Raw genomic sequence first — 22,933 nt, forward strand, 5'->3', positions numbered from 1 at the left:
GCCGACCCGTCTCGGCCACGATCCGCACAGCCCCCTCACGAAACTCCGCGTCGAACTTCCGTCGCTTCTCCGCCATGACTCTCAACTTCCCCTGCAGTCAAGGCTCCACGCTACGAGGGGAAGGTCACTTCTCCTCAAGGGTCCGCATCAGAATGCCCTTCTCGATGGCAGGGCCGTTCGGCGTCGGATTCGCCCACGGCAGACGGGAAGGTTACCCGAGAAGGCTGGAAGCTTCCGTCACGGCATGTCAACCTACAACACTCACGGGAAGAGCGGATCGGCTCTGTGCGCATTCACTGAGACCGGTCCAGTTGCGCACTCCCGTCGTTCTCTGACCTGTGTGGCGACCATAGGAGCCTCAACTGTCTAACCTCCCTATTGCATTTCGGCTGACTGCCCCAATTCTGTTCACCCTAGGTGCAGCCTCTGCCGTCTTTGGGCAGGTGTGCCATGACTATGCAGTCGTCGCTGCCTCGCTTTCGCTCTGCGTGTGCGCGGCCGCGCTCTTCGCCGAAAGTCTGCTCCGGGATACGTACCGGCGTGACCGAGCCATTCTGGTCTACGTGGCATCGCACCCGGGTGTCACGCCGCGCCACTCCGCTCAGGTGCTGGGCGTCACGGTTCAGCGCGCAACTCGGGACTTCGCCCGCCTAGCCCGGGACGAACTGCTGGCTCTCGTGGTCGTAGACGCAGACCCAGCCTGCTGCACATACAGAGTTCGCTAGAGGCAGACCGGCAGCCCGGTCCGATGAGTGGAGATCACACGGTAACCCATGTCAACGTGCTGGTCTGACGGAAAACTGCAGGTCAGAGACTACGCATCTCGATAGTTCAGCAGGGAGCTCAATGGCGCTACACAGGATCAAGGTCACCGGGCTGCACGGGGATGGAACGGTATGCCCGCCGGTTCACGAGCACACGCGGGGAGGGGCCCCGCTGACCTCGGGGTGCACTGGCCGATCGCGGTACCTGGCTGCGTGCGCGTGCGGAGAGTGGAGCGGAGGGTCGTCCACGAGGTCGTACGCGGCGGAGATGGGGAAGAGGCACCGCAGCGCGCAGGCCTGACCTGTAGTTCGCGGCGGGAGCGCGCGCAGGGGGAGGCCGGTGGGGACACCCGGTCAATCGGTGGCTGAGGGCATCTATCACTCGATCCGTGAATTCGTAAATCCCAGATTTTCCGGATCATTGGATCTGTTCGCAGTGGCTGTGCTTGGCGGTGGAGCCATGCGGATGCATGAACCCGACTGGTTGCCCACAGCTGCTGTTGGATCCATGCGTCATGTTCGACGTGGCGAGGCTTGTCTCCCATCGCTCGATGGCGGTTCGGCGAGTTGCATGGCCCTTTGGGTGCAGCATATCTCCGGCAGTCGGATGAATGGTGGTGGATATTGTGGCTGCCCGGAATATTGGAGATGGATGTGCCGGGAGGAAGTAATCGACTCCTCACGCCTGCAGAGGTTGCCGGATGGCTAAAAGTGAGCGAGGTGACAGTCAAGAACAAATATCGAACCTGGGGAATTAAAGCGCAAAAGGTCGGGCGCCTACTCCGGTTTCGAGAGCGCGATATCGTGGCTTATCTTGACTCGCGGTATGGCTAAATAACTGTCTGGGCCACAGGTGAACAGGGGGGTAAGGTTTTGGCGACGGTGTTCCAAAAATGCAAGGTGGATGGGAAGGATCGCAATTTCCCATGCGAAAAGGTGCGGTGTGGGCATTCCTGGACCGTTCGATACCGGGAGCCGGGAGGTCGAACGGGGCGGCAGCGGGAGAAAACCCTTCCTTCTAAGCGGGAGGCGGCAGATTATGGTGTGAAGGTCGAGAGTGACAAGCGTGAACATGCTTATCTGGATCCCGATGCCGGGAAGATCCTCGTCAGTGTGTATGCGGTCGATTGGTTGGCGCGCCGAGCGATTAAAGAGACCACCAAGCAGAATTATGCCCGATTCTTCAGACTCCACCTGATTCCTCATCTTGGCTCGAAGTCGCTGATTAGCGTCACGGCCCGCGATGTTGAAATTATGTGTACTGCCATGGTTGAGCGGGGTCTCTCGCGTAGAACTGTCTATCATTCGATAATGGTTCCGCTGCGGTCGCTATTCAACTCCGCAGTTAACGAAAAGCGAATACCTGAATCGCCAGTGGCTCGTGCCGCGCTACCGAGAGTTAAGACCAAGCGGGTTGATGAGAAATCTCTTCCCGATGGCAAGGCGGTCATGTCCGTTGCGGGGGAGATCCGCCCAGACTGGGCAATCTCCATCTGGCTGATGGCGGGTTGTGGTCTACGAATTGGTGAAGTCTTGGCCCTGCGGCATGCGGATTTCGAGGGGGGGACAGTTAGGCTCCGTCGTCAGTTCGTGAGACTTAAGCGGGGCGGTGTATATGTAGCCGAGCTGTCGCCGCTGAAGGCTCGTGAAGAGGGCGAGTGGCGCGACGTGCCTGTTCCTCCCTCTGTCTTGGACGCTGTAAGGCGGCATGTAGACAAGCACGGCCTCGGTCGCGACGGCTATCTCATGCACACCCATCAGGGTGGCGAGGTGCTGGATTCGAACTACCGGATCGACTTCCGGAATGCGGTCAAGAAGGCTGGCTTCGGCGATGAATCCTGGACGGCCCACACACTGCGGCATTTCTTTGCCAGCAGCGCCATCGCCGGCGGCGTGTCGCTGCTGGAGGTTTCCCGGTGGTTGGGACACGCCACGATCCAGATCACCGCTGACATCTATGGTCACCTGACCCCGGACGCCGGTGGCAGACTGAGGTCTGTGATGGATCAGGTGCTGACTGGCGTTAGCGTGGTTGGTGCTGACCACGGCGCCCGTGCTGGTTCCGTGCTGGTTTCGGAGGCGGAGGAACGGTAAACGTGCAGGTCGGAGCGATATCTTGAGGATTCTGCACACCTCCGACTGGCACCTCGGCCGCGCCTTCCACCGCGTGAACATGCTCGGCGCCCAGGCCGCTTTCGTCGACCACTTGATCGAGACGGTCGAGGAGCGCGAGGTCGACGCCGTGCTCGTCGCCGGTGACGTCTACGACCGGGCCGTGCCGCCGCTGCCTGCCGTCGAGCTGTTCGACCGGGTCCTGCACCGCCTCGCCGACCTCGGCGTGCCCACCGTGATGATCTCCGGCAACCACGACTCCGCCCGCCGGCTCGGCGTCGGAGCAGGGCTGATCGGCCGGGCCGGGATCCACCTGCGCACCGACCCCGCGCGCTGCGCCGAGCCCGTTGTACTGGGCGACGTACACGGTGACGTGGCGCTCTATGGGCTGCCATACCTCGAACCCGCCCTGGTCAAGGACGAGTTCGACGCGCCCAAGGTGAGCCACGAGGCGGTGCTCGGCGCCGCGATGGACCGGGTCCGCGCCGACCTCGCCACCCGCGCGCCCGGCACCCGCTCCGTCGTCCTCGCGCACGCCTTCGTCACCGGCGGCCAGGCCAGCGACAGCGAACGCGACATCGCCGTCGGCGGGGTCGAGTCGGTCCCCGCCTCCGTCTTCGACGGAGTCGACTACGCGGCCCTCGGCCACCTGCACGGCTGCCAGACGGTCAACGAGCGGGTCCGCTACTCCGGTTCCCCGCTCGCCTACTCCTTCTCCGAGGTCCACCACCGCAAGACGATGTGGCTGGTCGAACTCGGCGCCCCCCGGGAGCGCCCGCGCGCCGAGCGCGTCGACACCCCGGTGCCGCGCCCGCTCGCCCGGATCCGCGGCCCGATCGAGGAGCTGCTGGAGGACCCCGCGCTCACCGCGCACGAGGAGGCCTGGGTGGAGGCCACCGTCACCGATCCGGTCCGCCCCGAGGACCCGATGGCCCGCCTCACCGCCCGCTTCCCGCACACCCTCAGCCTCGCCTTCGAACCCGAGGGCCGCGAAGAGGACGGCGGCCCCTCCTACGCCCAGCGCCTCAAGGGCCGCAGCGACCAGGAGATCGCCGAGGACTTCGTCCTGCACGTCCGCGGCGGCGGCGCGGCGGCCGACGAAGCCGAACGAGCCGTCCTGCGGGCCGCCTTCGACGACGTGCGCGTCGACGACGCCCGGCGCGACGGCGGACGCGAGGAGGGCGCCCGATGAGGCTGCACCGGCTCGAGGTCACCGCCTTCGGCCCCTTCGCCAAGCCCCAGGAAATCGACTTCGACGCCCTCTCCGGCGCCGGGATCTTCCTCCTGCACGGCCCCACCGGAGCGGGCAAGACCTCCGTCCTCGACGCGGTCTGCTACGCCCTCTACGGATCCGTCCCAGGACCCCGCCAGGCCCCGGGCACCAGCCTGCGCAGCGACCACGCCGCCCCCGAGACCGCCACCGAGGTCACCCTCGAACTCACCGCGGGCGGACGCCGCCTGGAGATCACCCGGCGCCCCGAACAGCCCCGCCCCAAGAAGCGCGGCACCGGCACCACCAAGGACAAGGCGCAGAGCCTGCTCCGCGAACACCTCGGCGAGCGCGGCTGGCAGGGACTCAGCCGCTCCCACCAGGAGATCGGCGAGGAGATCGAGCAACTGCTCGGCATGAGCCGCGAGCAGTTCTGCCAGGTGGTCCTGCTGCCGCAGGGCGAGTTCGCGCGGTTCCTGCGCGCCGACGCCGAAGCCCGCGGCCGACTGCTGGGGCGGCTCTTCGACACCCGCCGGTTCGCCGCCGTCGAAACCCTGCTCGCCGACCAGCGCCGGGCCGCCGAAGCCAAGGTGCGCGCGGGTGACGAGAGGGTACTCGGCACGGCCCAGCGGCTCGCCCAGGCCGCCGGGGACAGCGCCGACCTGCGCGCCTGGCCGCTGCCCGGCCACCAGCCCGGCGAGCCCGGACTGGCCGAGGCGGTACGGGCCTGGGCAGCCGTGGCCCGCTGCTCGGCCCGCGAACGGCTGACCGTGCGCACCTACGCCCTGAGCGCCATGGAGAGCAGGCACGCGGCGGCCCGCCGGACCGCGGGGGAGGCCCGCGAACTCGACCGGCTCCAGCGGCGCCACGCCGAAGCCGCCCACCGAGCCGCGGCCCTCGCCGAGGCAGCCCCCGAACGGGAGCGGGTCCGCGCCCGCCTCGACCGGGCCCGCCGGGCCGATCAGGTCGCCCCCGCCCTGGACCTGCGCGAAGCCGCGACCGCGGCCCACCGGGCAGCCGCCGACGCCGTGGCCGACGCCCGCCACCGGCTGCACGCCGACCTCGTCGAGGCGGGCGCGGAACAGCTCGCCGCCCTCGAACAGCGGCTGCGCGGGGAACTGGGCGCGCTCGGCGCCGCCCACCGCACCGAACAGCGCAGCGCCGACATCACCCGCGAACGCACCGCGCTGGACCGCGAGTCCCGCGCCGCCGAGGAGCAGCACCAGGAGTCCGCCGACTGGCTGGCCCGCTGGGAACCCCTGCGGGCCCGGCTGCGGGAGAGCGTGGACTTCGCCCAGCAGGCCGCGACCCGGGCCGAGCACCTCGCCGGGCGGCTGGAACCGGCCCGGCTGCACCTCGCCGCCGCCCGCCGCCGGGACGCCCTCGCCGCCGAGGCCGAGTCCACCTCCGGCGAGCTGCTCTCCGTACGCGAGGAATCGGTGGCGGCCCGGGAGCGCTGGCTGGAGCTGAAGGAGGCCCGGCTGCGCGGGATCGCCGCCGAGCTCGCCGAGGCACTCGTCACGGGCCGGCCGTGCGACGTGTGCGGTTCGGCCGAGCACCCCGCGCCCGCCCGCCCCGCCCCCGGCCATGTGGACCGGGCCGCCGAGGACGCCGCACACGCCCGCTTCGAGCAGGCCGAGGAACGGCGCGCCACCGCGGAACGCCGCCTGGCCGCCGTGGAGGAGGCCCGTACCGAGGCGGCAGCCGCCGCCGGTGACGCCACCACCGCCGAGCTGCTCGCCCGTACCCGGGAACTGACCGATCAGCACGCCGAAGCTCACGCGGCGGCCGCCGGACTGCACGCGGCCCGCGAACGCCTGGCCCACGCCGAACGCGAGCACGCCACCCGCAGCGCCGACCGGCTGGACGCGGAACGCCGGATCGCCGCCAGGGCCTCCCGCAGGGAGGCCCTGGACGAGGAACAGGGGGCCCTGGAAGCGGAACTGGCGCGCGTACGGTCGGGCTCGGCCAGCGTCGGCGAGCGCGCCCGGCTCCTGGAGACCCGGGTCCGGCTCGTGGCGGACGCGGCCAGTGCGCTGCACCGCGCCGAAGCGGCCGCCGAACGCCTGAAGGAGGCCGACGGACGGCTCGCCGACGCCGCGTTCCGGGCGGGCTTCGACACGACCGAGGCCGCGGCCGACGCCGTGCTCGCCGAGTACGAACGCAGCGCCCTGCAACGCCGCATGGATGCCTGGCAGGCCGAAGAGGCGCTGCTGGCCGACCGGTTCGCCGAGACCGACGCGGTCGCCGCGGCCGGGCAGCCGCCCGCCGACCCGCGCGCCGCCGAGGACCGGGCCGCGCGGGCCGAAGCCCGGCTGCGCGCCGCCGCGTCGGCCGCCGACGCGGCCCGGCTGCGCTGCGGTGAGCTGGACCGGCTGTCCCGCCAGGCCGAGAGCGAACTGCGCGCCCTCGGCCCGTTGCGCCAGAGCTACGACCGGGTGGCCCGGCTGGCCGGGCTCACCGCGGGCACCTCCGCGGACAACGAACGCAAGATGCGCCTGGAGGCCTACGTCCTGGCCGCGCGGCTGGAGCAGGTCGCGGCCGCGGCCACCGTGCGACTGCTGCGCATGTCGGGCGGTCGCTACACCCTGGTCCACTCCGACGCGCGGGCCACCGGACGGGGGCGTTCCGGACTTGGCCTGCACGTGGTCGACGCGTGGACCGGCAGCGAGCGGGACACCGCCACCCTGTCGGGCGGCGAGACCTTCTTCGCCTCGCTCGCGCTCGCGCTCGGACTCGCCGATGTGGTGACCGACGAGGCGGGTGGAATGCGGCTGGACACCCTGTTCATCGACGAGGGCTTCGGCAGCCTCGACGAACAGGCGCTGGACGAGGTGCTCGACGTACTCGACTCGCTGCGGGAGCGGGACCGCAGTGTCGGGATCGTCAGTCACGTCGCTGACCTGCGCACACGGGTGCAGACCCAGCTGGAGGTTGTCAAGCAGCGTGGTGGTTCGGTGGTGCGCCACCACATGGGTGGCGCGTCCTGACCCAGGATGCCGGTGGGGGCGTCACGGGGCCGTCACGGACTGAGCGGGCGGCGGGCCAGCGGCGAGGAGTAGACGACGCTGGTCGTCACCGCGCCGAGCCCGGCGATCTTGCCCGCCACCTGCTCCAGGTGGGACATCGAACGCGCCGCGACCTTGAGCACGAAACAGTCGTCGCCCGTGACGTGGTGGGCCTCCAGGATGTCCGGCGTGGTCGACAGCAGATCGTGGAACGGCTTGTAGTTGCCGTGCGGATAGCGCAGCCGGACGAGCGCCATGATCGTTTTTCCCAGCTTCTCCGGATCCACGGTCGCCGTGTAGCCGGTGATCACGCCCGCTTCCTCCAGCCGCCGCACCCGTTCGGTCACGGCGCTCGATGACATGGAGACCGCGCGGGCGAGTTCGGCGAAGCTGGCGCGGCCGTCGTGCTGGAGCGCTTCCAGGATGCGCCAGTCCGTGGCGTCAGGGGAATAGTCGGGCATGAGCCAGATCTAGCAGGGGAAACCCCGGCTGAACAAGGAGAAGGCAGTGGAATCCCACTTCCAGAGATGATCACCCGCTCGTAGATTTTGAGCCATGACGACGACGCAGCCCCCCGCAGGCGCAGCCGATCCCGCCTCCGCAGCCGTAACCACCGCCACCCCCGGGGCAGCCGCCAACCCCGTACTCCGGGTGCCCCCGGCCGCGCCCGCTGCGGCCGCCGCCTACTTCGCCGCCGGCCTCGCCTTCCATGCCGACGTCTCCGACGTGGCGGGCGCCCTCAGGGCGCACCGCGAGCAGGGCGCCGCACTCGGCTTCCAGATCGTCGACTCGCGGTCCACCCCCTCCTGGGACCAGGCCCACGTGCCCGGCGCCGTCCACCTGCCCACGGCCCTCGTCCCCGAACAGGCCGAGCGGCTGCTGGACAAGAACGTCCCGGTGGTCACCTACTGCTGGGGCCCCGGGTGCAACGGCGCCGCCCGCTCCGCCCTCGCCCTCGCCCAGCTCGGCTTCCAGGTGAAGGAGATGCTCGGCGGCATCGAGTACTGGATCCGCGAGGGCTTCGAGGTGGAGACCTGGCAGGGCACCGAGCGGCGCGCCGAGGCGGACCCGCTGACCGCGCCCACGGACTCCGACGACTGCGGCTGCTGACCGCCGGTCCGTGGAAGGCCGCGCACGCGGACGGGCCGTCCGCGCCCCCCGGGGGGAGCGGACGGCCCGTTGCCGTGTTCGGCCGGTCAGGCGCCGGTCAGAGCTTGGACAGCTCGTCGACCAAATCGTCCAGACCCAGCGAGCCCTGCGACAGGGCCGCCATGTGCCAGGCCTTCAGGTCGAAGGAATCACCGTGCGCGGCGCGGGCGTTGTCCCGGCCCAGCAGCCACGCCCGCTCGCCCAGCTTGTAACCGATCGCCTGGCCCGGCATCGAGACGTAGCGGGTCAGCTCGCTCTCGATGAAGTCCGCCGGGCGACCGCTGTGCAGGCCGAAGAACTCCTGCGCCAGGTCCACCGTCCACGTCTCGCCCGGGTGGAACGGAGACTCCGCCGGGATCTCCAGCCCCAGGTGCATGCCGATGTCGACGATGACGCGCGCGGCGCGCATCATCTGGCAGTCGAGGTAGCCCAGGCGCTGCTCGGCGTCCGTGAGGTAGCCCAGCTCGTCCATCAGGCGCTCCGCGTACAGCGCCCAGCCCTCGGCGTTGGCGCTGACGATGCCCACGGTGGCCTGGTAGCGGGAGAGCTGGTCCGCCACGTGCGTCCACTGCGCGAGCTGGAGGTGGTGGCCGGGCACACCCTCGTGGTACCAGGTCGACACCAGGTCGTAGACCGGGAAACGGGTCTGGCCCATGGTCGGCAGCCAGGTGCGGCCCGGGCGCGAGAAGTCCTCCGAGGGGGAGGTGTAGTACGGGGCCGCGGCGCCGCCCGCCGGGGCGATCCGGGACTCCACCTTGCGCACCCGCTCGGCGAGTTCGAAGTGGGTGCCGTCGAGGTTCTCGATGGCTTCGTCCATGATGCCCTGCAGCCAGGCCTGGACCTCGTCGACGCCTTCGATGTGGGTGCCGTGCTCGTCGAGGTGGCGCAGCGCGTCCCAGGGGTTGGCGCCGGGCAGGATCTTGTCCGCCTCGGTCTTCATCTCGGCGAGCAGCCGGTGGTACTCCGACCAGCCGTAGGCGTACGCCTCGTCGAGGTCGAGGTCGGTGCCGTTGAAGTAGCGCGACCAGCGGGCGTAGCGCTCACGGCCCACCGGATCCGGGGCGCCCTTGACGGCCGGGGCGTAGACGTCGCGCATCCAGTCGCGCAGCGAGACGACGGCCTCGTTGGCCTTTTCGACGGCGGCGTCGAGTTCGGCGCGCAGGCCCTCGGGGCCCGCCGCGGCGAAGTCGGCGAAGAAGCCGGGGCCCGCACCGTCCTCACCGGCCCAGGTGCCGAGCTGGCCGATGAAGGTGGCGGTGGGGCGCGGGCCCGCGAGGAGGCCGCGGTCGAGACCGAGTTGGAGGCACTCGCGGTAGCCGGCGAGCGCGGTGGGAACCGCGCGCAGTCGTTGGGCGATCGCGGCCCAGTCCTCGTCCGTCTCGGCGGGCGTCAGGGTGAAGACCTCGCGGACGCTGTGCACGGGGGAGTGGATGTTGCTGACCGCGCGCAGGTCCTCGTCCGCGTCGTGCACGGCGAGTTCGGCGGTCAGGCGCTCGCGCAGCAGGCGGGCGCAGCGGCGCTCCGCGTCGCTGTCGCCGCCCGGGACCCGCTCGGCGGCATCGAGCTTGGCGAGGGTCGTACGGGCGAGCGCGGCGGAGGCCTCGCGCCCGGCGGGGGAGAAGTCCGGGAGCTCGCCGGAACTCGCGGCGACACCGAGGTAGGTGCCGGTGATCGGGTCGAGTGCGATGAGGTCGTCGACGTACGCGTCCGCGACCTGGCGGGGCAGCTGGTTGCCGCTGTGGAGGGTGTCTGACATTCGGACATCTTCATACGGGAGACCCGTCCGCGTCACTACCGTTCGCTGTCAGCAGCCTGACGTGGGCGGAAGCAGTGGCCCGCAGTCCCACTCCTGAAAGATCAACCGGGTTTCGACACGGGCGATTTCACGCCGCGAGGTGAACTCGTCGAGGACGAGGCGCTGCAACTCCGCCGGATCGGCCACGGCGACGTGCACGAGGTAGTCGTCGGGGCCGGTGAGGTGGAAGACGGCCCGCGAGGCGGGCAGGGCGCGCACGCGTTCCACGAACGGACCGATCAGCTCCCGGCGGTGCGGGCGGACCTGGATCAGCAACAGCGCCTCCAGCCCGCGCCCCAGGCGTGCCGGGTCCAGGCGCAGCCGGTGGCCGAGGATGATCCCGGAGCGGCGCAGCCGGGCCACCCGGTCCAGACAGGTCGAGGGCGCGACGCCGACTTCGGCGGCGAGATCGCGGTACGTGGTCCGGGCGTCGTTCTGCAGCAGGCGCAGTATGTGCAGATCGACCGGATCGAGAGCGACAGAATCGGACATTGGCCGAACGTAGCACGGCCTTTTCCCGCCATCACCGGTCGGATCCGCACAGTACCGGCCATGGAGATGAACGCCCAGACCGTACGACGGTCGCTGGCCACCGAAGCGGTACACGCCGGACGCGAGGACCTCGCACGGCTCGGACTGCACGCGCCTCCGCTCGACCTGTCGACGACCTACCCGTCGTACGACAGCCGGGCGGAGGCCGCCCGGATCGACGGGTTCGCCACCACGGGAGCCCGTCCCGAGGGGCCGCCGGTCTACGCCAGGCTGGACAACCCCACCACTGCCCGCTTCGAGGACGCCCTCGCCCGCCTGGAGGGCACCGAGAGCGCCGTGGCCTTCGCCAGCGGCATGGCCGCCGTGACCGCCACCCTGCTGGCCCGCGCCTCGCTGGGGCTGCGGCACGTGGTCGCCGTACGCCCGCTCTACGGTTGCAGCGATCACCTGCTGAGCGGCGGGCTGCTCGGCACCGAGGTGACCTGGGTGGACCCCGAGGGCCTCACCGAGGGCGATGCGGCGGGGATCGCGGCGGCGATCCGTCCGGACACCGGGCTGGTGATGGTCGAATCGCCGGCCAACCCCACGCTCGCCGAGCTGGACCTGGCGGCCGCCGCGCAGGCGTGCGGAGAGGTGCCGCTGCTGGTCGACAACACCTTCGCCACGCCGGTCCTCCAGCGGCCCGCCGAGAGCGGAGCCCGGATGGTGCTGCACAGCGCGACCAAGTACCTGGGCGGACACGGGGACGTCATGGGCGGGGTGGTGGCCTGCGACGAGGCCTTTGCCCGGACCCTGCGCCAGGTGCGCTTCGCGACCGGCGGAGTGCTCCACCCGTTCGCCGGATACATGCTGCTACGGGGGCTCTCCACCCTGCCGGTGCGGGTACGGGCGGCCTCGGCTACCGCCGGGGAACTGGTCCGGCGGCTCGCCGCCGACCCCCGGGTGGAGCGGGTGCACTACCCGAGGATCGGCGGGGCCATGGTCGCCTTCGAGACGTCCGGCGATCCGCACGCGGTGATCGGCGCGGTCCGCCTGATCACTCCGGCGGTCAGCCTGGGCAGCGTGGACACCCTCATCCAGCACCCGGCCTCCATCAGCCACCGCATCGTGGCCGAGGGAGACCGGCACGCCTCGGGCGTCGGCGACCGGCTGCTGCGCATGTCGGTCGGGCTGGAGGACCCGGAGGACCTGTGGGCCGATCTGGACCAGGCGCTCGGCCCGGTGCCCGCGGCGGCGGAGCCCGGCGAACGGGTCAGTTCTGGTGGCGCGGGCTCTCGTACGAGCGCCGCTCACCCGGGATCCCGTACGACGGCCGGGGGCTGAGCGGAGCGCTGTCCAGGCGGGCCGTGATCACCAGGGTGCCCTCCTCGATCTGGTAGTCGAGCGGCAGGCCGAGGCTCCGCATGGCCGCCACCATGCCGGTGTTCGAGGCCTGGGTGACCGCGTACACGCTGTCACAGCGGGCCTCGACCGCCATCGCGATCAGGCGGCCCAGCAGCTCGGAGCCGATGCCGCGGCGCTGCCAGTCGTCCTCGATGAGGAGCGCCACCTCGGTCTCGTCCCCGTCCCAAAGCAGGTGCCCGAGGGCGACCAGCTTGCCGGAGGCGGTGGTCGCGGCCAGGGTGCGGCCGAAGCGGGGGCTCAGCAGGTGGCCGAGGTAGCGGTCGGCGTCGGCGACCGGCCCGTGGTAGCGCAGCCCCAGCGTCCGCTCGGAGCAGCGGTCGTGCATCGCGCGGGCGGCGGGCACGTCGGAGACGTCGGCGCGGCGCACGGTGATCTCGTTGCCCTCGGGCAGGGTCAGCACGTCCTGGCTGCGCGGGACGCGCGGGCCGAGCCGGGCGTCCAGCTCGACCAGGGCGCGGGCCCGGGCGAACTCGGTCGGGGTGAACGGCAGGTAGGGGCGCTCCACGGTGATCGCGCCGCCCGAGGGGTCGCGCAGCCGCATCGTGGTTTCCTCCAGCACCCCCTCGACGGGGGCGGCGGCGGCCGCGTTGGGGCGCCCCGAGAGGGTGGTCGCCGGGATCGAGTGGATGGTGCAGCGGCCCAGCAGCCTGCGCAGCGCGAGCGGCAGCTCGGCCGCGTCCAGCGCGGTCCGGGTGGCCAGCTCCAGCACGCGGGTCGGCGTGTCGACCAGGTCGTGGGCGTCGGCGCGCTCGATCCAGGTGCTGTGGCCGCCCGCCTCGGCGACGGCCCGGGTCAGCTCGGCGGAGGGCAGCTCCTGCGGTGCGCGCAGCAGGAACTCGTCGACCGTGCCGCCCTCGGGCAGCGGGTGGGTCTGGAGCGTCAGGATGTCCACGCTGTGCCGGGCCAGCGTGGTGCACAGCGCGGCGAGGCTGCCGGGCTCGTCCCGTACGGTCGTCCGCATCCGCCACAAGGTGGTGGAGCCGGCGGCCGCGGGGTCGGCGGCGGAATCCGGCGCCGTGGCGCCCGTCGGCGCGGCGGATCCGGCCGGAGCGCCGGTGCCGGAGGGCGCGCTCGTGCCGGAGGGGGCGCCGGCCCGTGGCGGCGGCGCGTGGCTGTGGCGGCGCGCCCACCACGTGTGGAACCCGGCGGTGGCCAGCAACGCGACCGCCGAGGCGACCAGCATGAAGGGGCCGCGCGGACCGTGCACCACGAGATTGGCCAAGGCGTCGGCGACGGCCACGGCGCAGAACAGCGCCGCCAGCTCGACGAGATCGTGGCGCCAGTGGTGTGAGCGCTGGGGGCGCTGGGAGCGGTGGGCGGAAGCGGGGCTGCGGTCAGTCATGCACACCACTGTGACGGAGCGGTGTTGCGTGATCACGAACGGTCTGTGACCGACTGGTTAAGTGTCGATCCGGCAGATTTCGCCCGCTTTTCCGATGTGTGGCCGGCGCTGACGCCAGCACGGCTACTGGCCCACCTGTCCCGGCCGGAGTGTCTTGGTGAAGAGGACGCCGCCGCCCTGTTGGCGCAGCCGTACGGTCAGTTCCGCGCTCGGCCCGTCGATCTCGACCTCCCCGTAGTACGGCGGGTCCTCGGCCGGTGACATGTTCGCCACCGGCGCGGACCGCACGTACGCCGTTTCCGGGCCGAAGGTCGCGTCGAGCCGTCCGTGGGGGAAGCCGCCCGCGCCGATGGGCCCGGACACGAACTCCCAGAAGGGCGCGAAGTCGGTGAACGCCGCCCGTTCGGGGGCGTAGTGGTTGGCCGCCGTGTAATGGACGTCCGCCGTGAGCCACACGGTGCCGGTGACGCGCTGGTGCTTGATGTGGCGCAGGAGTTCGGCGATCTGGAGCTCCCGGCCGAGCGGGGTACCCGGGTCGCCCTGGGCGACCGCCTCGAAGTCGGCCGCGCCGTCGGGGACGACGATGCCGAGCGGCATGTCGGCGGCGATCACCTTCCAGGTGGCGCGGGAGCGGGACAGCTCGCGCTTGAGCCAGGCCAGCTGCTCCGGGCCGAGGATGCCGACCGGGTCGGTGGTCTGGCGGCCCGGGGAGTTGGCGTCGCGGTACGTGCGCATGTCGAGGACGAAGACGTCCAGGAGCGGGCCGTGGTGGACGACGCGGTGGATGCGGCCCCCGGCGCGGTCGGTGGCTGCCGCCGCGGAGAGTCCGGTGCCGGGGAAGTACTCGCCGAAGGCCCGTCGGGCGCGGGCGGCCAGTACGTCGACCTGCTTGACGCTGTAGCGGGGGTCCTCAAGCAACTGGCCCGGGTACCAGTTGTTGCGCACTTCGTGGTCGTCCCACTGGACGATCGAGGGGACCTGGGCGTTGAAGGCGGTCAGGTTGCGATCGAGCAGGTTGTATCGGAAGTTCCCGCGGAACTCGGCGAGGGTCTCCGCGACCTTCGACTTCTCCTGCGTGGTCACATTGCGCCACACCCGGCCGTCGGGCAGCGTCACGCTCGGCTGGATCGGCCCGTCGGCGTAGATGGTGTCCCCGCTGAAGAGGAAGAAGTCCGGGTCGCGCAGGCGCATCTCCTCGAAGACCCGGTAGCCGCCCAGATCGGGGTTGATGCCCCAGCCCTGGCCCGCGAGGTCCCCGGACCACAGGAACCGGACCCCGGAGCGGCGCGAGACGGGGTTGGTGCGCAGGGTGCCGTACACGGGCTCGCCGGTACGGCGCGGGTCGTCCGGGGCGGCCAGGACCACCCGGTAGTGGACCTGCTGCCCGGGCGGGAGGCCGTGCAGGGTGGTGGTGCCGGTGAAATCGGTGGCCGGGCCGAGCAGCGGGCCCGGGTGGCGGCGCACCGCACGGCGGAACGATTCGGTCGGCGAGGTCTCGACGTACATCCACGCGGGCCGGTCCGAGCGGGTCCAGACCGCCGCCGAACGCTCCGTGACCTCGCCGGACTGGACGCCCCACAACGCGCTCGGACGGCCGGACCGGGCGAAGGCCGGAGCCGCCGCGCCGAGCGGCAGGGCGAGCGCGGCGGACGCGGCGAGTGAACCGCTGAGCAGGGTCCGGCGGGTGTGCGGCATCGGTGCGTCTCCAGGGTTCCGGTCGGTCTCGCACGGGCCGGACCAGTGTGCCGCCGGCACACGGGCCCGCCCGCGTCGCGCACGCGAACCGTGGATGAACAGCCGTCAGCCGATGATGCCGACGGGGAGCCGGGCGCTCCCCGCGGGGAGCGGGGTGCGGGCGGTGTCGAGGATGACCCGGGCGACGAGGGCCGGGTCGTCGTTCATCGGGACGTGTCCGCAGCCCGGCAGCCGGACCAGCCGCGCGCCGGGAATCGTGTGCTTGGCGCGGACGCCCTGACGGCGCAGCAGCAGCCGGTCCCGTTCGCCCCAGGCGATGGTGACCGGCAGGCCGGGCACGTCGTGCGTGAAGCGTACGGAGCCCCCCGCGGCCAGCGTCGGCTCGAACCCGGTCGCCTCGCGCAGGGCCATGGTCTCGGCGACCACCGCGTCGGGGGAGCGACGGGCGGGGCGGGCGTAGATGGTGCCGGTGAGGGCGGCCCGGCCCGCGGCGCTGCGGGAGAGTCGTTCCAGGGCCGGGCGCGGGAGGGAATGGGCCCCGGCCCGCATCGCGCGCAGTGCCGCGAAGGCGTAGCGGCGCTCGCCCGCGCTCCAGAAGCCGGCCGGTGAGAGGGCGGTCACGGAGCGGACCAGGGCGATGCGGCCCATTTCGAGCGCGAGCAGCCCGCCGAGGGAGTTGCCCGCCACGTGGGGCCGCTCCACTCCGAGGGCGGCGCAGAGGGAGCCGAGGACGGGGGCGACGGTGGCCAGGTCGTAGGAGACCCCGTCGGGCAGCGGGGCGGAGGCGCCGAAGCCGGGGAGGTCGACGGCGATGACGTCGTGGTCGGCGGCCAGGATGTCGCTCACGGGGCGCCAGGCCTGGAAGTGGTGGCCGATGCCGTGGAGCAGCAGGACCGGTTCGCCCGCGCCCTTTCGCTCGTAGGCGACGGAGGTGGTGCGGGGGCCGAGCCGAGTGTCGATGGTGAAGGAGGCGGTGGCGGTCATGCTGCTCCTCGGGTGCGGCGGTGGGCGCTGTGAGACTCGCTGTCAGTAATGATTACCGCCCGGTAGCACCTGGCTACAACCCTTCGGCACCCCCGAGAACATCCTGTGAACGGCTTGATACCCATACCCGTCATGCCCGGCAAAGGGATGAGGATTGGTCTTGACCAAGGGGGTGCGCCGCCCTATCGTCGCAGGGATAGTGCAAGGACCTTTAATAAACAAGGGCGCGGAACTGCCGCTGGAACTCGGCGATTGCAGCGATGGCAGAGGAGTCAGGGTGGGGACCAAGCAGCTCGAATCGGTGCCGGAGCCGAAGTACTGGCATCTCAAGACGGTGCTCAGCGAGGCGCTTGACCAGGACTTCGCCGTGGGCGAGGTGCTGCCCAACGAGCGCGAGCTCGCGGCCCGCTTCGGCGTCGCCCGCGCGACCCTGCGCCAGGCGCTCGAACAACTGGAACTCGAAGGTAGGCTCCAGCGCCGACGCGGTGTCGGCACCACCGTCGCCCCGCCTCGGGTGGGCGTCGCCGTCGGCAGTACGCAGCACGACTGGCCCGGCGAGGCCGGTGACGGCTGGCAGCTCGTGGACGCCGCCGAGACCCTGCCGAGCGCCGCCGTCGCCAAGCTCCTCGGCACCGCGAGCAACGTCCCGTTCGGAACGGACCAGACCGTGCACACCGTGCGCCGGACCCGGGTCACGCAGGGCCAGGTCGTCGCCGCCGAGCTGCTGTACGTCCCTGGTTCCTCGGTGCCCGGCCTGTCCGGCATAGACGCCCCCGCCGGGCCCGCCCGCGCCCGCGCCGTGCTGCGCGAGCTGCAGCGCCTGGTGCTGGAGGGCCAGGACCGGTCCGTGGAACTGGGCTCCGCCCGGGCTGACGACGCCAAGGAACTCGACCGGCTGCCCGGTGCCCCGGTGCTGCTCGTCACGACCCGCTTCTTCACGGCCGACGGGACCGCCGCGGTGTCCGTCGCCACCTACCGCGCCGACACCTGCCGCCTCACCTTCGGTGACTCGGGCGACGTCCAGATCAGCCACGAGCCGCAGACGCGCGTCGCCTCCTGACGCCGGGGTTTTCCCTCCCTGCCCCTTCGCACTGCCGTGAGGCGGCCCCGGGAGCGGGGTGGATATGGATACGGGCCCGACGGTCAGCCGCGGCTTCGCGCCGTGACCGTCTTCTCCACGGCGAACAACTCTTCTTCCGCCTGGTCCAGTGCCAGCCGCAACGCTCCGGTCGCCACCGCCGCCTCCCCGAGGAGCGACAGGGTCACCCGCGGCGGGCGCAGGCAGTACCGCTCCAGCTCACGCCGCAGCGGGTCCAGGACCCCGTCCAGCCCGGCCGCCCAGCCGCCCACCACCACCAGCTCCGGATCCAACGCCAGCACGAGGGCCGCCACGTCGTGCACGAGGCGCTGGATGAACCGCTCCACCGCGGCCACCGCCCGCTCGTCGCCGCGCTTGGCCATGGTGAAGACTTCCGCGACCGCCCGCTCGTCCAGCGGGTGCAGGGGCTCGCCGGTGGTCGACAGCAGCTTCTCCGGCGTCACCTCGCGGCCCAGCAGGTGCAGCGCGCCGATCTCGCCCGCCGCTCCGCCGAAGCCGCGGTGCAGCCGCCCGTTGATGAGCGAACCCGCCCCCGGGCTCAGACCCGCCATCACGAACACCAGGTCGCCGGTGTCGCGCCCGGCGCCCTTCCAGTGCTCGGCGACCGCCGCCGTGTTGGCGTCGTTCTCCACCTGGACCGGGCACCGGAACGAACGCCGCAGCCGCTCCCCGAGCGGGAGCCCCGTCCAGCCCGGCAGCGCCGTACACAGGCGGACCGTACCGTCCGCCTCCACGATTCCGGGGCTGCCGACGCCGACCGCGCGCAGGGAGTCCCTCGGTACGCCGGCCCGCCTCAGCAGGTCGGCGACCGTGGTTCGGACCCGGTCGAGCCGCTCATCGGCCGAAGCGCTCTCGGAGACCTCCTTGGTACCGGCCCCGATCACCCGTCCGTCCAGCCCGGACAGCAGAGCCGCGACCCTGTGCGAGCCGATCTCGATCCCGAGCAGGTGCCCGGCCTCGGCACGGAACCGGAACCGTCTGGCGGGCCTTCCCTGCTTGCGAGCGCCCTCTTCAGCCTCGGCCTCCGTGACCAGCCCGGTGCCGATGAGCCCCTCGACTACTCCCTCGACCGTGGGCCGGGAGAGCCCGGTGAGCCGGGTGAGGTCCGTGAGTGTCGGTGATTCGGCCGCGCGAAGCGCCCGCAGTACCACGGCGGAGTTGATCCGCCGGAGCAGCGAGGGGTCCCCGCCGGTCAGCTGCCCCAACGTGTGTCCTCCCAGCTAGTGCGCTTGTCAGCCGGATCGTACTGCGCGCCCCGGGCGGCGGCGAGAAGCGGCCCCCCAACGGCCGGAATCAGACCCTCCTCCCTGGTCGGTTCAGGCCGGGGCGACGAACCCCGATTCGTACGCCATGATCACTGCCTGTGTCCGGTCGCGGGCGCCCAGCTTCGCCAGGACGGCGCTCACATGCGACTTCACGGTCTCCGCTCCGACGAACAGCTCGGCGGCGATCTCCGCGTTCGTCAGCCCCCGCGACATCAGCCGCAGCACCGACCCCTCGCGCTCGGTCAGGGCCGCCCGGTCCAGTGAGGTGCGCGCCTCGCGGTTCCCGTACTCCGCCGCCAGAGCCCGCACCGCCGCTGGGAAGAGCAGCGTCTCGCCCTCCGCGACCAACCGCACGGCGTGCACGATCTCCGACGGCCGGGCCCGCTTGAGGAGGAACCCGTCGGCTCCCGCCCGCAGCGCCTGGTACACGTACTCGTCGTTCTCGAAGGTGGTGACCACCAGGATCTTCGGGGGGCGGTCGACGCTCTTGAGCACGGCCCGCGTGGCCTCGATCCCGTCGAGCAACGGCATCCGTACGTCCATCGCCACCACGTCCGGCCGCAGCTGCCGGACCAGCGGGACCACCGCCGCGCCGTCTGCGGCCTCGCCGACCACCTCGATGTCGGGCTGGGCTTCCAGGACGGCGCGCAGACCCGCGCGCACCAGGGGTTCGTCGTCGACGAGGAGTACGGTGACCGGCATCCCGTCAGCGTATTCGCTCCAGCGGGAGCCGGGCGCGCACCCTCCAATTCCCCTCGTGCGGACCGGTTTCCGCTTCCCCGCCCAGCAGCGCGGCGCGCTCGCGCATCCCGCGCAGCCCGCTCCCGCTGCCCGCCATCAGTGTGGGCCCGTCCGGCAGCGGGTTGGTCACCTCCAGGTCGAGCCGTCCGACCGCGGCGTCGACCCTCACCCGTACCGGTACGGGCCCGCAATGGCGCAGCACATTGGTCAGCGCCTCCTGCAGGATCCTGTACCCCTCACGGGTGACCGGGCCGGGCAACTGCTCCAGTGGACCGGACAGTTCGCAGTCCACGAGGGCTCCTGAGGCCCGGGCCGACTCCAGTAGCCGGTCGGCCTCCACGAGCGTCGGACGCTGCGAGGGCTGCCGCGCGGACTCCCGCAGCACGAGCAGTACCCGTTCCAGATCCTCCAGGGCGGCCCGCCCGGTGTCCTCGATCGCGCGGAGCGCCCGCTCGGTGAACTCAGGACTGCCCGCCGCGCGGGCCGCGCCGGCCTGCATCACCGCGACCGTCAGCGCGTGGCCGATCGAATCGTGCAGCTCACGCGCTATCCGGTTGCGTTCCAGTAGCTGCTCGGTCCGCTCCTCCAGCGCGCTGAGCCGCTCGGCGGCCGACGGCCCGAGCAACCGGCCCGCGATCGAGGTGATCATTTCCCCGAGCAGCACGACGATCGCGATGAGCAGGACCAGCGGCACCGGTGCGAGCGCGGCCGCGGCCCACCGGGGGAGGTCCAGCGGCAACCACGGGTCGGCGGAGGGGTGCCCGAACGCCGCGAGGACCAGCTCGACCGGCACCGACGTGAGGAACACGGTCGCGAAGAGGGCGGTGGCCGATACCAACAGCCGTATCTCCAGCCACAGCACCGTCCGCCAGCGGTCGCCCCAATGGACCGAGGCGGCCGCGCTGATGGCACTGTCGTGACCGCTCCGGCCCTGCGGGGTCAGGAGGAACCGCGCCTGGAGTCCTTCGGCCAGCCGGACCCACCGGATCAGCCCGAAAGGCGCGACCAGGAGGGCCGGGACCAGCGGGGCCTGAGGCTTTATGAACATCCAAACGGCCACGATCAGGACGGGTACGCACAGATGCAGCCAGCGGGTGTAGGTGACCGCCTTCAACGGTGCACGCAGCAATCGGTACATGCCGTCATCGTGGCAGCCCGCTGATCACTCCCGGCACCCCCGCACGGGGGAGACGTGGACCCCCGTACGGGGGAGAGGGGCGGCATTCCCGGGCGAGCGCGGGCGTTGGTCAGACACGCTCGCGGGCGAACAGTTCGAGGTGGCCGCACTTGGGACAGCGGAAGGCGTCTATCTGCCAGCGTGGTCGGCCCAGCCGTTTCGCTCCGCCGAACACTCCGCGCTCGAGCGCCCCGGAGATCCAGCGGGCGTAGCCCCGCGAACCCTCTCCGCTGTCCTCGACGAAGCCCTGTTCGAGACCCACGGTTTCGCACTGGGTGCACTTGACGGTGTTCACATGACAAGTCTAGGCAGGAGGCCGATCTCCCCCGCGCGGGGGAGGAGTTCCCCCCGGGCGGGGGAGGAAGGGGCAGGGGTCCCGAGGCGAGTCTTGAGCCATGAACAGCATCGAGATCCGCGAACTCACCAAGGAATACGGCACCACCCGGGCCGTGGACCACCTCGGCTTCGAGGTGCGCCCGGGCCGGGTCACGGGCTTTCTCGGCCCCAACGGTGCGGGCAAGTCCACCACGATGAGGCTGCTGTTGGGCCTCGACCGGGCCACCTCCGGGACCGCCACCATCGGCGGCCGGACGTACACCGACTTCCGGGACCCGCTCCATCAGGTCGGGGCGCTCCTGGATCCGCGGGCGGCCCACGGAGGGAGGCGGGCCCGGGACCATCTGCTCGCCCTCGCCGTCAGCAACCGCATCCCGGCCCGCCGGGTCGACGAGGTGCTGGAGGAGTCCGGGGTGTCGTCGGCCGCCAGGCGCCGGATCAAGACCTTCTCCCTGGGCATGCGTCAGCGCCTGGGCATCGCGGCGGCTCTCCTGGGTGACCCCGGGGTGGTGATCCTGGACGAGCCGACCAATGGACTCGATCCCGAAGGGATCATCTGGATCCGGGAGCTCCTCCGGCGCTTCGCCTCCGAAGGGCGGACGGTCCTGGTGTCGAGTCATCTGATGGCGGAGACCGCGTCCTTCGTGGACCACCTGATCGTCCTGGGCCAGGGGAAGCTGCTCGCGGACACCTCGATGGAGGCGTTCATCGACGTGCGGAGCGCCCCGGGAGTGCGGCTGCGCACCTCGGATCCGATCCGCCTTCGAACGCTCCTCGCGGACGAAGGGTTCTCCATGGCGCAGGCCGAGGAGGGGCGATGGACCGTGGAGGGCATCCAGGCCGACCGCGTAGGTGCCCTCGCGGCCCGAGAGGGCATACCCGTGCTGGAACTCGCGGATGAGCGGGCCTCGCTGGAACAGGCGTACCTCGACCTGACGGCGGGCGCGACCCCCTTCGCGTCCAAACCCCGCTGACGGCCCCTTCCGCGCGCCCCTCCGCCCTCTTTGCCCGCTGCCTTCCCGGGCACGTCCTCAATGTCCTCGATGACCTGGACGACCTAGACCAAATCGACTGGAGAACCGGCCATGACCGCCACCGCCGCCGCCATACCCACCATCCCTGTCCTGCACTCGGAATGGATCAAGATACGGTCGCTGCGAAGCGCGATCTGGGCCCTCGCCGCGATACTCCTGAGCACCGTCGGCATACAAGCCTTCGCTGCCGTGACGATCGGACAGGCGGAAGCCGAGAGCCCGGGTGGTGATCCACTCCGTATGGCCTTCTACGGCATCAACTTCGGTCAGATAGCGGCCATTACCTTCGGTGCGAAGGTCTTCGCCGCCGAGTTCCACAACGGGGCGCTGTGGATATCGCTCAGCGCGGTGCCGAACCGGACCCTGTTCTACCTGTCCAAGGTCGCGGTCGTCGGCGGGCTGGCGCTGCTGGTGGGTCAGCTCGCCGGGCTCGGAGGCTTCTTCGCGGGGCAGGGCGTCATGGGGGAGCGGGCGATCGGACCCGGTACGCCCGGAGTGGTCCGGGCGATCTTCGGGAGCGGGCTCTACCTGGCCCTCATGGTCCTGTTCGCGGCCGGGCTGACCGCGGTGCTCCGCAGCGGCACGGTCGTGCTGAGTGTGCTCGTACCCTTCATCCTGCTCGCGTCGTTCGTCCTCGCCGACACCGCCGGTGGTGTCGGGCAGTACCTGCCGGACCGGGCCGGTCAGATCGTGATGAGCACCCAGCCGTCGGGTGACCTGGGTCCGTGGGCTGGACTGGGTGTCATGGCGCTGTGGGTGGTGGCCGCACTGGTGGCGGGCTGGTGGGCGGTGCGGCGGAGGGACGCGTGACGCCAGGCCACTTGTCAGTGGTGCTGGGGATACTGACGGCATGACGACGGCAGCGCATCTCGAGGCAATCGACCGGCTCCGGACTCGCGGGTTCCCCGTGGCGCGGAGCAGATCGGTGACGGAGAGGAGCGCTCCGGGGTACCACCTCACGGAGCTGGGCGAGAGCCGTTGGTACGGGGACGAGGACGCGGCCGACCGGATCGCGGGGGCCGGACAGGTGTCGGCCGAGTACGGAGCGCTCATTCATCGACTGACGGAGCGTTGGGGGGACCCACAGGTGTTCCACCTGGGGAGCCTGTTGGAGCGGGTCGTTGCGGGAGAGGAGGTGGCGGAGCCCTGGGGGGAGATGAGCGGTACCACCGACCACGTCCACCTATGGCGGACCGGAGACCGTTGGGTGGTCGTCTACGCGGCCGAGTGGGGGGCCGACCACTCCCCGCAGTTGATGGCGGCGGTCACCGTGATCGACCCGCCCTAGGAGACTGCTGAAGATCTTGGAAACGCGCCCGGCTTGCA

Annotated in this window: 20 protein-coding genes; 10 read left to right on the top strand and 10 right to left on the bottom strand. The window is 71.3% G+C overall.

The features are described from left to right. Positions 1-1,412: 1,412 nt before the first annotated feature. From QMF80_RS22595 to QMF80_RS22610, 4 genes are all read left to right on the top strand, one after another. Entirely contained in the window at positions 1,413-1,598 is a 186-nt protein-coding gene (locus QMF80_RS22595) for a helix-turn-helix domain-containing protein (protein WP_266881575.1), read from the top strand. Between the two features lie 210 nt (positions 1,599-1,808). Next, positions 1,809-2,858: a tyrosine-type recombinase/integrase gene (locus tag QMF80_RS22600; protein ID WP_283456039.1), complete on the top strand. Its 1,050-nt coding sequence runs from the start codon at positions 1,809-1,811 to the stop codon at positions 2,856-2,858. 22 nt (positions 2,859-2,880) lie between these two features. Further along, entirely contained in the window at positions 2,881-4,068 is a 1,188-nt protein-coding gene (locus QMF80_RS22605; RefSeq protein ID WP_283456040.1) for an exonuclease SbcCD subunit D, read from the top strand. Further along, positions 4,065-7,076 carry an AAA family ATPase gene (locus QMF80_RS22610; protein WP_283456041.1) on the top strand — a complete coding sequence of 1,004 codons (3,012 nt, stop codon included), beginning with the start codon at positions 4,065-4,067 and terminating at the stop codon, positions 7,074-7,076. The genes QMF80_RS22605 and QMF80_RS22610 overlap by 4 nt, the downstream gene beginning before the upstream one ends. 32 nt (positions 7,077-7,108) lie before the next feature. Here the strand turns inward: QMF80_RS22610 and QMF80_RS22615 are convergent, their stop codons facing one another. Continuing rightward, entirely contained in the window at positions 7,109-7,555 is a 447-nt protein-coding gene (locus QMF80_RS22615) for an Lrp/AsnC family transcriptional regulator (RefSeq protein ID WP_283456042.1), read from the bottom strand. A gap of 94 nt (positions 7,556-7,649) precedes the next feature. Here QMF80_RS22615 and QMF80_RS22620 point away from each other — a divergent pair, with 94 nt between their 5' ends. Further along, the gene (locus tag QMF80_RS22620) at positions 7,650-8,204 is read left to right on the top strand and encodes a rhodanese-like domain-containing protein (protein ID WP_283456043.1); all 555 of its coding nucleotides are present in this window, start codon (positions 7,650-7,652) and stop codon (positions 8,202-8,204) included. 97 nt (positions 8,205-8,301) lie between these two features. Here QMF80_RS22620 and QMF80_RS22625 read toward each other — a convergent pair whose 3' ends face one another. Together QMF80_RS22625 and QMF80_RS22630 are read right to left on the bottom strand one after the other, a co-directional pair. Next, positions 8,302-9,999 carry a DUF885 domain-containing protein gene (locus QMF80_RS22625; RefSeq protein ID WP_283456044.1) on the bottom strand — a complete coding sequence of 566 codons (1,698 nt, stop codon included), beginning with the start codon at positions 9,997-9,999 and terminating at the stop codon, positions 8,302-8,304. A 48-nt stretch (positions 10,000-10,047) separates the two neighbouring features. After that, complete coding sequence (locus tag QMF80_RS22630) at positions 10,048-10,530, bottom strand: Lrp/AsnC family transcriptional regulator (RefSeq protein ID WP_283456045.1); 483 nt, start codon at positions 10,528-10,530, stop codon at positions 10,048-10,050. Between the two features lie 60 nt (positions 10,531-10,590). On the opposite strand from QMF80_RS22630, the gene QMF80_RS22635 reads away from it, so the two are divergent. Then, a complete protein-coding gene (locus QMF80_RS22635) occupies positions 10,591-11,853 on the top strand; it encodes a trans-sulfuration enzyme family protein (protein WP_283456046.1) in 1,263 nt (420 codons plus the stop codon). Here QMF80_RS22635 and QMF80_RS22640 read toward each other — a convergent pair. From QMF80_RS22640 to QMF80_RS22650, 3 genes are all read right to left on the bottom strand, one after another. Beyond that, the gene (locus tag QMF80_RS22640) at positions 11,783-13,276 is read right to left on the bottom strand and encodes a GNAT family N-acetyltransferase (RefSeq protein ID WP_283456047.1); all 1,494 of its coding nucleotides are present in this window, start codon (positions 13,274-13,276) and stop codon (positions 11,783-11,785) included. The genes QMF80_RS22635 and QMF80_RS22640 overlap by 71 nt on opposite strands. A 123-nt stretch (positions 13,277-13,399) precedes the next feature. Continuing rightward, positions 13,400-14,971, bottom strand: a complete 1,572-nt coding sequence (locus tag QMF80_RS22645) for an alkaline phosphatase D family protein (protein WP_283456048.1) — start codon at positions 14,969-14,971, stop codon at positions 13,400-13,402. 105 nt (positions 14,972-15,076) lie between these two features. Continuing rightward, positions 15,077-15,955 carry an alpha/beta fold hydrolase gene (locus QMF80_RS22650; protein WP_283456049.1) on the bottom strand — a complete coding sequence of 293 codons (879 nt, stop codon included), beginning with the start codon at positions 15,953-15,955 and terminating at the stop codon, positions 15,077-15,079. A gap of 277 nt (positions 15,956-16,232) precedes the next feature. Between QMF80_RS22650 and QMF80_RS22655 the strand changes: the two genes are divergently transcribed. Continuing rightward, complete coding sequence (locus QMF80_RS22655; RefSeq protein ID WP_283456050.1) at positions 16,233-17,015, top strand: GntR family transcriptional regulator; 783 nt, start codon at positions 16,233-16,235, stop codon at positions 17,013-17,015. Positions 17,016-17,098: 83 nt separating this feature from the next. Here the strand turns inward: QMF80_RS22655 and QMF80_RS22660 are convergent, their stop codons facing one another. From QMF80_RS22660 to QMF80_RS22675, 4 genes are all read right to left on the bottom strand, one after another. Next, complete coding sequence (locus tag QMF80_RS22660) at positions 17,099-18,259, bottom strand: ROK family transcriptional regulator (RefSeq protein ID WP_283456051.1); 1,161 nt, start codon at positions 18,257-18,259, stop codon at positions 17,099-17,101. A 111-nt stretch (positions 18,260-18,370) separates the two neighbouring features. After that, positions 18,371-19,021, bottom strand: a complete 651-nt coding sequence (locus QMF80_RS22665; RefSeq protein WP_283456052.1) for a response regulator transcription factor — start codon at positions 19,019-19,021, stop codon at positions 18,371-18,373. Positions 19,022-19,025: 4 nt separating this feature from the next. Continuing rightward, entirely contained in the window at positions 19,026-20,198 is a 1,173-nt protein-coding gene (locus tag QMF80_RS22670; protein ID WP_283456053.1) for a sensor histidine kinase, read from the bottom strand. A gap of 109 nt (positions 20,199-20,307) precedes the next feature. Then, positions 20,308-20,532: a hypothetical protein gene (locus QMF80_RS22675; protein WP_283456054.1), complete on the bottom strand. Its 225-nt coding sequence runs from the start codon at positions 20,530-20,532 to the stop codon at positions 20,308-20,310. Positions 20,533-20,632: 100 nt separating this feature from the next. On the opposite strand from QMF80_RS22675, the gene QMF80_RS22680 reads away from it, so the two are divergent. From QMF80_RS22680 to QMF80_RS22690, 3 genes are all read left to right on the top strand, one after another. Next, positions 20,633-21,547, top strand: coding sequence for an ATP-binding cassette domain-containing protein (locus QMF80_RS22680; protein WP_283456055.1), 915 nt, complete (start codon positions 20,633-20,635; stop codon positions 21,545-21,547). 111 nt (positions 21,548-21,658) lie between these two features. Next, positions 21,659-22,417: an ABC-2 transporter permease family protein gene (locus QMF80_RS22685; RefSeq protein ID WP_283456056.1), complete on the top strand. Its 759-nt coding sequence runs from the start codon at positions 21,659-21,661 to the stop codon at positions 22,415-22,417. Positions 22,418-22,532: 115 nt separating this feature from the next. Continuing rightward, positions 22,533-22,895, top strand: a complete 363-nt coding sequence (locus QMF80_RS22690; RefSeq protein ID WP_283456057.1) for a hypothetical protein — start codon at positions 22,533-22,535, stop codon at positions 22,893-22,895. The last annotated feature ends 38 nt before the right edge of the window (positions 22,896-22,933 follow it).

Source organism: Streptomyces sp. G-G2 (genome assembly GCF_030063135.1).
Lineage (GTDB): Bacteria > Actinomycetota > Actinomycetes > Streptomycetales > Streptomycetaceae > Streptomyces.